The sequence below is a fragment of the Caballeronia sordidicola genome (assembly GCF_002220365.1).
GTDB classification, from domain to species: domain Bacteria; phylum Pseudomonadota; class Gammaproteobacteria; order Burkholderiales; family Burkholderiaceae; genus Caballeronia; species Caballeronia sordidicola_C.
Genome location: NZ_MTHB01000164.1, coordinates 1 through 11523 on the forward strand (window position 1 = coordinate 1; position 11523 = coordinate 11523).

Consider the following 11523-nt stretch of genomic DNA (forward strand, 5'->3'; position numbering starts at 1 on the left):
AAGGCCAACGAACACGAAGCCCGGGAAGCTGTCATCGCCCGCATACTTCGCCCGCTTGGAACCCAACCTCTTTCGAAGGCCCAGGCACTGCAGGCAGCAGGACTGCTCAACGTGCACTGGACGACGGTCTATCGGTTGCGGAAGCGATTTCTGGCAGACCCCGTTATCAGTGCGGTCAGACCGCGTGAGCGTGGCCCCAAAGCCGGCAGCCGGCGCCTGGGTGCCCGGACAGAATTGATCGTCGACGACGTGCTCACTACGTGGCTTCCCAGGCAGCGTCTGCTGGCTAAATCGCTCTGATTGGTTAGGGCGAACGAAAAACATCTTAGCCCGCAGGGGCGCTGCCCCTGAGGGGGAATTAGCGCTCAAGCGGCAACCAATGCCCGCTTCGCTGTATCGCAAACAACTCGCTTCGCCGCATGGTGTTAGCTTGATGAGGTGACGCGGCAAATCGCGGCGCCGGTTCAGCAAGGGTCTATGACCTGCGCGCGCATGAATGTTTCTCGGAACATCGCTGGACGCACGCCATGCGATCGATGAAACGGGGTGAACCGGCACCGCGAATCACGTCCCCGGATGCGGCATGTTCTGCACCATCAGCATCTGTGGATTCGACAGCGGGATTTCGGCGGCGCGCAGCCGCTTCAGTATCTCGAATAACAACTCACTCTTTACCGACCCCGAAATGCGCGGACTGCTGACATAGCCGATTACGCTCAACGTGATGCCGTCCGGTGTCAACTGGCTGAAGGTGACCGAAGGCGCGGGCTTATCGAGTATCGCTGCATGCTCGTCAAACGCGCTGAACAGGATGTCGCGGATCTGTTCGGGGTCGGTGTTCAGCGGGAACGTGAGCATCAGCGTCGCGACGCCCTGCGTGGTGTTGCCCATCGTCACGTTGCGCAGGTTCTGCGAGATCAGCTGCGAGTTCGGCACGATCACGGTGGACCGGTCGCTCAGCTGGATTTCGGTCGCGCGCACGTTGATGCGCCGGATATCGCCTTCCACGCCGCTGATGCTGATCATGTCGCCGACCTTCACCGGCCGCTCAGTCAACAGGATCAGCCCCGACACGAAGTTCTTGACGATCTCCTGCAACCCGAAGCCGATCCCCACCGACAGCGCACTGACGATCCACGCGAGGTTGTTCCATTTAACTCCGAGCAGCGACAACACGAGCAGCACCAGCAGCACGTAGCCCAGATTGCTGAACAGCGTGACCAACGACATCCGCATACCGGGGTCCATCCCGCTCTTCGGCAGCAGCTCGGCATCGAGCCAGCGGCGCACGGCCCGCAGCAGATAAGCGCCGACCACTAGCGCGATCGCGGCGTTCAGGATGTGCTCTGGCACGATGTTCAGACGATTCAGTCGCCCCGTGTCGAACGCGCCGAGCAGGCTCGTCAGCAGGTCGCCCGGCGTCGTGCCGAAGCCGCCTGTGAACAGCGCGAACACGGCGATCAGCATCAGCAGGCTCGTGCCGACGCCGGACAGGATCGTCGACACCTGGTCGAGATGCATGTCGGTCAGGCCGAACAGATGTTTGATCGCGCGGCCACTCGCTTGCTGGGTGGAAAAGAGGCTTTCGCAAGCGTCTTTGGTCAATTGCGTCAGCAGGTACCCGGTGCACAGCACGATGTCAAACCACACCAGCTCGTACGTGAGGAATCGCGCAATCGAGATGTAGCCGATCAGCAGCGCGCCCAGGGACACAACGATGATCAAAGTGACGCCCGCGTAAATCAGCCCGGCAAGCGTCGAGCGCGCCTCGGGCGCTTCGCCCGCGGCGGCGAGCGCCGAGCGGACGCGGTTCGAGCGCACCAGCGACAGGCCGATCGTCAGCACCACGACGAGCGACACGATACCGCGTCCGAACAGCGTGACCTGCAGGCTCGTATCGACAGTGCGATTCAGTTGCTCAAGCGTGCCGGACAACATCAGCAGCCCCGCAAGCCATGCGACGAACGGCCTCATCGCGCGCGCGACCGGATCGGCGATCGCGGGCAGGCGCCACGACGGATGCCGCGTGCATAATAGCGCGCGGCCGAGGCCGGCGATCAGCGCACAGGTCATCGCGAGTTTCGCGACCGCGTCGGCGAGCTCTTCGAGCGGTGGCGGCAGGTCCGCGTGGCGCGTCAGCGCGAAATATGCGAGCTGCACCGCGACAGCGGTCGTGGCCACAGTTGCGAGCGATGTCGACAGCGCGAGCGCACTGCGCCGCAGTCGCCCCTCCGGCAAGTGGTGCAGGCATACGTACGCCATCCCCCGCTCGACCTGCTGGCGCCCCGCCGCCCAGACCGCGAGCGCGATCAGCAGAAACAGCACGGTCACGAACTTCTGTCCCGGCTGCCAGACCGATTTCAGCACCGGTGCGACTTCGTCGCCGAACGCGCTCAGACTCTCCCGATCGTCCGGATTCGGCCGGAACAGCGGCGACCAGAACTGCGGGGCGAGGATACTGCCCGAGCGGAACGCGAGCTGGCTCTTCAACAGCCCATGCTCAAGTCGCGCAATCTGCGCGTTCAGGTTCGCGAGATTGGTCTTGCCGTCGGCGGCCTGCTTGATCTCTGCATTGAGTTGCGCCTTGCGCGTGTTGAGATCGGTTCGCTGCTGCGCGACCGACGCCGTTTCCGGCGTCGCGCCGGCGGCCGGCGGCGGACCGAGCACATCCAGTTGCGCCTATAGTTGCGCGCGTTGCGGCAGCAGCGCGGCAATCAGTTTGTCGGTGTCGTCGGCGAGCTGCTTAGTGGCGTCGTCAAGGCCCGACAGCTGCTTAAAGCTCGTCGCGGTGGAGGCCTGCTGCTTGATACGGTCCTGTGCGCGTTGCAGCCGTTTCAGTTCGGCTTGCGCGTCGTCGTCCGACAGTATGACGGGAGTAGGTATCGCGACGGTCGAGGCGGCAGGTGTATCGTCGTCGACCGCCGTGCTCTTTGCAGGACTGGCGAATGCGACGTCTGCAACGTCAGGCAGTAGCGCCGGAGTCAGGGTGAGCGCCGCGACGAGCGCGGCGCGAGATACGAACTTTAGCGACATATCCAGAATGGCTCACAGTGCATGGTGTAGGCCGGGTGACAGCGTTCGGCAACGTCATAGCTTGCCATACCCGCTCGCCGTGCTTCAGAGCCGGACCGTTCCGGGCAGCGTCGCGCCCCGTGTTTGCCAAAGTCGTAGGGGTAATAAAAATGGCCTGTGTCAAAAGTTTTGACTGAATGTGGGTCGCATCAGAAGGCTATACAACGTCAATAAATGTTTAAACGCCTTGAGCCGATCGAGCGGCTAGCGAAACTCGCACGTGTCAGAGAGTCATATCGCTACCCCAAGCCGGGGCGTTGCTGAATATTGCGCGCGGCGATCGACAAAAAAGTAGACGGCGAAAGTCCCTGGCTACGATATTTCGGCAAATCACGTTATCCCCGAGTCATGCGCCGTTTGTCATGAGGTGCACGGTCAGTTGACGTCGAGCCACATCCGTTTGAATCTTGCTCTTCTACTGGTACGGCTACGACAAAACGAGACGCTGAGAGAAGACGCGAATACATCGCGACTAAAGCCCAATGCCGCGGTCGGTGCGAGTTTAAGTGTCGATCTTGACTTCGAAGCAAACCAAAATTTGAGCAGGCGCAAGGTGTGGATCGCGTTTGAGCGGTGCTGGTTAATCAATCATCGTGCGAGCGTATCGGCTTACGGGGCTGGCGCTCTGACGCCGCCTGCAGGCAAAGCCGAATCAGCGTTGCTGGAAATTATTGGTGCGCACCTAATTACCGGAAGCTGTGCGTGTCGGCGCATCGTTCACAGCGATATGTTTTTTCGACCGGATCAAGCGAAATAGGCAGAGCGGGATAAACGCAAAGATCCCCAACACTCGGCTCTTTTTTTAGGTGCCCGCTTACACTCTTGTCGAGGATCAATTGATCGACGACGCAACTATTGTTCACGACCAATCGCTTCAGTTCCAGTAGTTGAACCTCGGCACGCGTGGTGGCCTCTTCAAGCTCACCCAAAGCGGAGCTAAGGCGTGTAGTGAGGCCGCTCGCCTCGCCGGGTGCAGCGACAGGCCGCAAGCCCAGCGCATGAACACGTTGAGCCGTTGATGTCGCGACAACGCACAACTCGGCAAGGTGTTCCGACAGTATATCGAGCGACAAATATGTGGTCTGATACAAGGCTTTCAGTTTGTTCTGGCCATGAATGACCGATGCCTGACCCGACTGGGTCGACGTCGGGGCGAGGATGGATGCCTTGAGCTTCGATTTCGATTGTCGCACCTGACCGGCCAAACACTCGCTTTGCCGACGAATATCCTCCAGCCGGGTCCAGCAGGTCCCAAGTTGCGCGGCACGGCGCGCGTATTCGATTAAATCGTTGCTATCCATCATGATCTGATCTGCCTTGAGGGTGCGATAACCGCCAAAACGGCGAATTCTAGGTCTCCGCACCGCTCTTGACGCTGATGCAACTACGAATCAGACGACGCGTTTTTGACTCTTTATCCCATCTCAGTCGTACGGCAAGTTCCATCATCGCTGAAATGATGAGCATCATGACAGCCCCCACCGTTACCCATGCATAGACCTAATTAGCGAACGAGAATCGCGACGGCCGGGTTGCTGTACTTTTCTTGGCACAGCATATGGGCATGAAGCAAGACATACTATAAAAAGGCCGGCCACAGAAGCCAATGGCTAAAGGCTCTGGCGCCGAGGGCTCGCCAGTTCCTGAGAGACTGTGATACACGTTCGCATCACGCATTGCGGAGCACGTGAATGAAGGCGTGACATTAAATCACGCGTGCAAATGACCGTTCGCATGGCAGCACACTCGTTAATCTACCTTCTCTTCTACGATGCGCTATTTACCAGAGGAAATGTTGAAAATAAGTAAAATAAAGCTAAATAAGCTGAAAGCGTTGTAATGAGAGTGATTTTGGTACGGGCATGGCGGCCATTGCGTCGCTAATGCAGATGAAATAAGGTATTCAGACGAAGGAGCGCCTTTTCGCAGCGACCAATCAGTGCTTCTGCCATACAACAGACGGCCAAGTCAGTTCCAGCGGGCAGTCAAAGCCGATAACTATTCCGCGAAAAGAAGAGGAGATAGGCATGAGGGTACGCGTGCTGAATTGTTTTTGCGCTTAATGCGCGAGACGCGCAGCAAGATTACGGCCGAACCCTCGAAATTCCTTGCGCGCTGAAAACACAAGCCATATTGGAAATGAAAACCCTTAGTATACCTACGGCAACTTCTCTTAGGGTCGTTAACAAGGGGATGTCTCGTGATAGACAATCTTGATGAACGCGGAAAAGCTCCACTGCAGCAACAATCCAATATCCGTCGCGTAATCTTGATCCTTGTCAGGGAAATAAAAATCCCGAGACTTGACGAGGACAAGTTCACTGATTACTCAATCTTGCGAATTTAACGGTGTAACTTTGAGCAAGGTGCATCGTAAGCAAAAAAAACTAGTAAACACGTTCTAATATTGCCAATTATTCAAATATTTTAAATTTCGGAGTATTTATGACTATTAGAAAACGGCTTATATTTACGTTGGGAGTCGCGTTGCTTGCTTTGCTTGTGGTGGGGAGCTTCGGTCTTTGGCGGCTCAGTCAGGCGCAGCAGCGCTTTGAGCTTGTCCAGACCAATATTATTCCTAGCACTAAAGAGCTCACCGATGCCAAAGATAATGTCAGCAATCTGCGCCGACTGGCTTACGGATACCTGGTGAGTGCTGATAACGCCACCAGGGCCTCGACGGAACAAGAAATCGCAGCGATAGACAAGAGTGTCGACGAGCATCTTGCGACCTATGAACGGGACGATATCGCTGACGACACAGACCGAAAATTGCTGCAGGCAGAAAAGGCGGCATTCGCAAACTACCGGTCGGTCCGGCAAGGCTTCTTCGACAAAGTGAGGGCAGGCGACCAGGATGGTGCCAAGTCCATGCTTGCAAATGGTGGGACACAGTACGACGCAGCCAAAACCCTCAAGGCGGCTTTCGATAGTCACAACGAGTACAACCAGAAACTCAGCCACGATATACGCGACGCGAACAACGCCGCCAACTCAAACGCTTTCTGGCTGATGGTTTCGTGCATTGCGATTGCGGTAGTACTGAGCGCCGGCTTGGGCATCCAGTTGCTGCGGGCATTAATGCGTGCTTTGGGGGCGGAGCCCGACGTGTTGAGCGAAGTGACCAAACGTGTCGCTAGCGGCGACTTGAGTGCCGTGCCCGGAGCGCATCAAGCACCTGCAGGCAGCGTGCTGGCTTCCATGGGCGAGATGCGAGGTAGTCTGGTGAAGCTGATCGGCCAGGTCCGCACGGCCGCTGAGAGCATTGCGAGCGGATCGAGCCAGATCGCGGCAGGCAACGTGGATCTATCGTCGCGCACCGAAGAACAAGCGGCGGCGCTCGAAGAAACGGCAGCCAGCATGGAAGAGCTGACGTCGGCCGTGAAGCAGAACTCAGAAAGTGCGCAACAAGCGAGTGGGCTGGCCGCCACCGCATCAAGCGTGGCCCAGAAAGGCAATGCGGTCGTCAGCCAGGTGGTCGCTACGATGGAAGACATCAGCCAAAGCTCGACCAAGATTGCGGATATCACCGGGCTCATCGAAGGGATCGCCTTTCAAACCAACATTCTCGCGCTGAATGCGGCAGTGGAAGCGGCCCGCGCCGGCGAGCAAGGGCGGGGCTTTGCTGTCGTGGCGAGCGAAGTACGCAGCCTCGCACAACGTTCGTCGAGTGCGGCCAAGGAAATCAAGGACTTGATTGCGACGTCGGGGCAAAAGGTTCGGGACGGGTCAGTCCTGGCAGAGGACGCCGGCAAGACGATGGCCGAAGTCACGCAGGCCGTCGCCCGCGTAACCGACATCATGCAGGAGATTGCGGCGGCCTCCGGGGAACAAAGTCGCGGGATCGAGCAGGTCAATCAGGCCATCACGCAGATGGACGAAGTGACGCAACAAAATGCGGCGCTCGTGGAAGAAGCGGCGGCCGCCTCGCAATCCCTGGAGGATCAGGGGCGGCAGTTGAACGAATCGATTGCCTTCTTCCACCTTGACGCCGCAGCGTCGCTCGGGCGCAAGGTAGATCGCGCTGTGAGCACACCGGCACGCACCGCACCAGCCGGACGCCAAACCCCGTCTAGCCAGAAGCGCAACCTGAGCTCGACCAAGCGTCCCACGGCAGCAGCAGGCCTCTCTGTTGTAGGTGCCGCGGCTCCAGTTTTTCTGGACACAGATTTGGGGTAAAACGTAGGTCCCAAACTGGAGTTGTTGATGTTGAAGAAAACAGATGCAAACGGGGTTGCGCCACAGGCGCTGGAAGGAGCGCGTAGCGCGACTGGAAGCGCCTCTGGCGCCGCCGAAGTCAAGCGGTGGTCGACCGGTCGCAAACGTGGCGTGGTGCTTCGGCTGCTGCGTGGCGAGCCCGTTGACGCCGTGTCCCGGGAACTCGGCGTGACGATCGCTGAGCTCGAACAATGGCGTGAGCTGGCATTGGCCGGCATGGAGGCTGGTCTGAAGGCGCGCACAAGCGATCCCCTGGAAGCCCGGCTCAATGACGCCGTGCGACGCGTGGGCGAGTTGTCCATGGAAAACGAGATCCTGCGTAAGGAACGTGAACTGCAGGCCCGTCGCCCTTTGACCGCTCGGAGATCGTCGACATGAGCCGCGCGATCTCCGTTAATGCGAGCAAGCCCTTTGGATTGCAACGGGTTTGCCAGGTGCTCGGATTCCCCCGCTCGACGATCTATGCTGTCCGCGCGCGCACGGCGGACAACGTCGTGCCGATCATCCCGGGGCGCCGCGGGCCGAAACCGAAGATGCCCGATGCCGATCTGCTGAAGGCTATTCGTGACGATTTGGCGGCCTCGCCGTTCATCGGCGAGGGGCATCGCAAGGTCTGGGCGCGGCTGCGCATCCTGTCCGGCATCCGAGTCTCCCGCACGCGCGTGCTGCGGCTCATGCGTGAGCACCGTCTGCTCTCGCCGCACCGGCGGGCGCCAGGCGAACCCAACCTCCACGACGGCCGGATTACAACCGATTGCCCGAATGAGATGTGGGGCACCGACGGCGTGCGCATCGCGACCGTGGACGACGGCATGGTGTGGATCTTCTCGGCTGTCGATCATTGCGACGGCATGTGCACCGGCATTCATGCCGCGAAGATCGGTGACCGCTTCGCTGCCCTCGAACCGATCGCCCAAGGGCTGCTGGGCGAGTTTGGCTGCGTGGCCGCCGACGTAGGGCGCGGGTTGTCGCTGCGTATGGATCACGGTTCGCAATACACGTCGGACGACTTCCGTGAGCAGATCAAATTCTGGGGTATCGCGGCAAGCTATGCCTTCGTCGCTGAACCGCAGACCAACGGCGTTGCCGAGCGGTTCAACCGGACACTGAAGGAACAGGCTATTCATGGGCGCATCTTCAGCAATCTTGAGGAGGTTCGTACCGCCGTCGTCGCCTTTAAGGATCGGTACAATCGCGACTGGCGTCTCGAAAAGCTGGGCTTCATGTCACCCCTCGAAGCCCGTCAGGCCCGGCTGATGAAACTGGCCGCCTGAACTGCAAAAGCGTGTCCAGACAACCGGAGCCGGTACACTCTCTGTTGTAGGGCAAGTCACGCCGGCCACTGCCGCGTGGGAAACGTTTTAAACACGGCTCAACTGGATCACACGGAGGATCCGATCATGGAAGCAATTCAAGAGGGTGCTCAAGCCCCAACCGTGTTGGCAGCTTCCTCCGCGCAAGCGGGTGGCGAGTTCCTGATTTTTAACCTGGGGGCCGAGGAGTACGGCATCAAAATCCTGCACATTCAGGAGATTCGCTCGTATGCCCCCCCGACCAGCATCGCAAACGCCCCTGCTTTCATCAAAGGGGTGATCAATCTACGGGGCGTCATTACGCCGATCCTGGATCTGAGGATCAAATTCAACCTTAAGTCAGTGAAATACGATGAGCTTACCGTCGTCCTTGTGGTGAATGTTGGTAAGCGTGTCGTCGGCGTCGTGGTGGATTCAGTCAGTGACGTACTGGCGCTGGATAGCGGCCAGATCAGCCCCGTTCCGGAACTCAGCACCGCAGCCGACGTCGGCTTCATAACGGGCATCGGTTCGGCACCAAGCGACGGCCATGAACGGATGCTCATTCTCGTTGATATCGACAACTTGATTTCTTCACCAGAGGTTTGTTTGCCCGAGATGGAATTGGGTTGAACGTACAGCTCTGGATTCAGTTGGGAACGAAGTGCACCCAACCATCTTCATGACAGCTGCATTGAACATATGATCCATTTGGACGTGGCTTTCCAACGTTGCGTCACCGGCAGTAGGCACGCCCCAATGCTAAAAAAGATTCCAGTGTCGTCACTGCGCGCGGGTATGTTTCTGCAAGCGCTGGATGGTAGCTGGCTTGATCACCCGTTCTGGAAACGATCCTTCCTGCTGAGCGATGACGACATCAGAAAAATCGTCGCGAGCGGCATCAAGTCGGTCGTGATCGATACGGACAAAGGGTTGGAGGACGATACGCAGACAAGCGTCAATGGCCGTTTGTCCGCCGGACGAGATTTAGCGATGGAACAACTGGGTGAGTCGGTTCCTGCTGCACCTGGTCTTACACAAGCGCTTGCGCCCCGAAAGTCGGTCGCTGATGAGATCTAACATGCGAAGCGTCTGTTCGCCTCGGCTAGCGCCCAGATGAAGTTGGTCTTTCAGCAGACTCGCATGGGCAAGGCGGTGTCGACTACGGTGATGATGCCCTTGGTCGAAGCGATCAGCGCTTCGGTCATTCGCAATCCCCATGCGCTCACAAGCGTCGCGCGGCTCAAGCAGCATGACGGCTTTACTTACATGCATTCGGTCGCAGTTTGCGCGTTGATGACGGCTTTGGCATGCGAGCTTGAACTTGATGAGCAGACTATCCGCGAGGCGGGGGCAGCCGGCCTGATGCATGACATTGGCAAGTCACTGATGCGACTCGACGTGCTCAACAAGCCTGGAAAATTGACCGCTGAAGAGTTTGAAATTGCAAAAATTCACCCTGAAGACGGCTGGAGATTACTACAAGGCGCGAATGTGAGCGCCGGCGTGCTGCAAGTGGCATTGCACCACCACGAAAAGGTCGATGGCAGTGGTTATCCGCATAAGCTCAGCGGCGATGCCATTCCATTGCTCGCCCGCATGGCTGCCGTGTGCGATGTGTACGACGCTGTTACGTCTGACCGGCCCTATAAGGCCGCATGGCAGCCAGTAAAAGCACTGCGAAGTATGGCATCCTGGGAAGCACATTTCGATAAAACGATTTTTGCCGCTTTCGTCAAATGCATTGGCATCTATCCTGTGGGCACGTTGGTGCGCCTCGAGTCCAGGCATCTCGCTGTCGTGTTGGATCAGAACCGTGGCGCCATCTCAGCTCCCGTCGTGAAGAAGTTTTTTTCCACCAAATCTAACCAGCCCGTTATCCCTCACGTTTTAAACCTTGAGAAAGCGCAGGGTTCGGACCGAATTGTCCGAGTAGAAGACCCGAAGGCGTGGAATTTTCCTCATCTGACTGACAACTGGTTGCTAGTTTCGTGACTGTGTGGCTTGCAGGACACCGGCGACATTCACGAACCTGCGAAGCAGGATGGATAGTTGCGAAAAATGACGTCTATCAGGTTGTTCAACAGGACAATATCTTCAGGAATGCAAACGTAAATGGCGTGACTGTTCATGGCGCACTGCGCCATGAACTCCGAACCCTGCGTTGAAGCTTAGCAGTAGTGGCGCAGGTTGATCATCGTATACGCGTGGGTTTTGAGCGCGTAGTGCACATCACTGATGCGCTCGAAGCGCAGCAGCAGACGGCGAAACTTGTCCTCCCAGGCGAAGACGCGCTCAATGGTCCTGAAGCGCTCCTCGAAGATGGCTTGCTCGAAACGCTGCTTGCGACCGCGTTTTGTATTTTTGCGCCCGCGAGAGTTTTCCGGAATGTTGGGAACCATGCCGCGATTGAAAATCGCCTTGCGGTTGGCCCGGCAGTCGTAGGCGCCGTCCAGACTGACAATCGTGCCTTGCAGGTCCATGCCGATAGCGCGCGCGATCTGGCTGAGCCGGGGGAGCGCGTCGCGCAGCAGGGGCGATTCGTTGCGGTTGCCGGCAGCGGTGATGAACGGGGCGATGACGTTGAAGTGGCGATCGCACAAGGCCACCACCTTGTCGCCTTTCAGATGTTTGTGGCCGCTGTAACCGAGGTTGTCGCCGCCTTTCTTCGCGGCCGTCGTCGTCCCATCGCCGTGAATAATCGTCAGATCAAGCAACTTGTCATGATGGAGCCTGCTCACCGAGCCCGCAAAGATGGCATCCATGCAACCATCTGCAAGCCAGCGGCGCATCGCGCGTTAGATACGCGTATAGTGAATTTCGGGGTGACCTTTGGCATTCCTTTCGATCGGCAACATCTTCCATTGACAGCCCATGTACAGCACTTGCAGGATGTAATTGAAGATCTTGTGCAAGGCCAGCGTCGGGGGCGGTCCGCGCC

The 11523-nt window shown here is 58.2% G+C and carries 8 protein-coding genes and 2 pseudogenes; 7 read left to right on the forward strand and 3 right to left on the reverse strand.

Annotated features, from left to right (window positions below; all coding sequences use genetic code 11):
- A pseudogene (locus BSU04_RS46580) lies at positions 1-300 on the forward strand (Mu transposase C-terminal domain-containing protein); the annotation flags it as partial.
- Between the two features lie 264 nt (positions 301-564).
- Here BSU04_RS46580 and BSU04_RS24030 read toward each other — a convergent pair.
- Together BSU04_RS24030 and BSU04_RS24035 are read right to left on the reverse strand one after the other, a co-directional pair.
- A pseudogene (locus tag BSU04_RS24030) lies at positions 565-3033 on the reverse strand (DUF3772 domain-containing protein).
- Between the two features lie 725 nt (positions 3034-3758).
- Positions 3759-4376, reverse strand: coding sequence for a hypothetical protein (locus BSU04_RS24035; RefSeq protein ID WP_089162930.1), 618 nt, complete (start codon positions 4374-4376; stop codon positions 3759-3761).
- A 1141-nt stretch (positions 4377-5517) separates the two neighbouring features.
- Here BSU04_RS24035 and BSU04_RS24040 point away from each other — a divergent pair.
- The 6 genes from BSU04_RS24040 to BSU04_RS24060 all read left to right on the forward strand — a co-directional run bounded on the left by BSU04_RS24040 (position 5518) and on the right by BSU04_RS24060 (position 10577).
- Positions 5518-7251, forward strand: a complete 1734-nt coding sequence (locus BSU04_RS24040) for a methyl-accepting chemotaxis protein (RefSeq protein WP_089162931.1) — start codon at positions 5518-5520, stop codon at positions 7249-7251.
- Positions 7252-7278: 27 nt separating this feature from the next.
- Positions 7279-7668 (forward strand): transposase, encoded by a 390-nt coding sequence (locus tag BSU04_RS24045; protein ID WP_089162932.1) that lies wholly within the window; start codon positions 7279-7281, stop codon positions 7666-7668.
- Positions 7665-8564: an integrase core domain-containing protein gene (locus tag BSU04_RS24050; RefSeq protein ID WP_089162933.1), complete on the forward strand. Its 900-nt coding sequence runs from the start codon at positions 7665-7667 to the stop codon at positions 8562-8564. Before BSU04_RS24045 ends, BSU04_RS24050 begins: the two co-directional genes overlap by 4 nt.
- 126 nt (positions 8565-8690) lie before the next feature.
- Positions 8691-9215, forward strand: coding sequence for a chemotaxis protein CheW (locus tag BSU04_RS24055; protein ID WP_089162934.1), 525 nt, complete (start codon positions 8691-8693; stop codon positions 9213-9215).
- 126 nt (positions 9216-9341) lie between these two features.
- The gene (locus tag BSU04_RS48580; RefSeq protein ID WP_306427220.1) at positions 9342-9662 is read left to right on the forward strand and encodes a DUF3391 domain-containing protein; all 321 of its coding nucleotides are present in this window, start codon (positions 9342-9344) and stop codon (positions 9660-9662) included.
- 63 nt (positions 9663-9725) lie between these two features.
- Positions 9726-10577 (forward strand): HD-GYP domain-containing protein, encoded by an 852-nt coding sequence (locus BSU04_RS24060; RefSeq protein WP_306427219.1) that lies wholly within the window; start codon positions 9726-9728, stop codon positions 10575-10577.
- A 176-nt stretch (positions 10578-10753) separates the two neighbouring features.
- Here BSU04_RS24060 and BSU04_RS46585 read toward each other — a convergent pair whose 3' ends face one another.
- Entirely contained in the window at positions 10754-11347 is a 594-nt protein-coding gene (locus BSU04_RS46585) for a transposase (RefSeq protein WP_179258423.1), read from the reverse strand.
- Positions 11348-11523: the final 176 nt, after the last annotated feature.

Bases quoted from the DNA above. Each gene is read 5' to 3' on its own strand.
- BSU04_RS24035 (WP_089162930.1), bottom strand. From the start codon at position 4,376: ATGATGGATAGCAACGATTTAATCGAATACGCGCGCCGTGCCGCGCAA.
- BSU04_RS24040 (WP_089162931.1), top strand. From the start codon at position 5,518: ATGACTATTAGAAAACGGCTTATATTTACGTTGGGAGTCGCGTTGCTT.
- BSU04_RS24045 (WP_089162932.1), top strand. From the start codon at position 7,279: ATGTTGAAGAAAACAGATGCAAACGGGGTTGCGCCACAGGCGCTGGAA.
- BSU04_RS24050 (WP_089162933.1), top strand. From the start codon at position 7,665: ATGAGCCGCGCGATCTCCGTTAATGCGAGCAAGCCCTTTGGATTGCAA.
- BSU04_RS24055 (WP_089162934.1), top strand. From the start codon at position 8,691: ATGGAAGCAATTCAAGAGGGTGCTCAAGCCCCAACCGTGTTGGCAGCT.
- BSU04_RS48580 (WP_306427220.1), top strand. From the start codon at position 9,342: ATGCTAAAAAAGATTCCAGTGTCGTCACTGCGCGCGGGTATGTTTCTG.
- BSU04_RS24060 (WP_306427219.1), top strand. From the start codon at position 9,726: ATGGGCAAGGCGGTGTCGACTACGGTGATGATGCCCTTGGTCGAAGCG.
- BSU04_RS46585 (WP_179258423.1), bottom strand. From the start codon at position 11,347: ATGGATGCCATCTTTGCGGGCTCGGTGAGCAGGCTCCATCATGACAAG.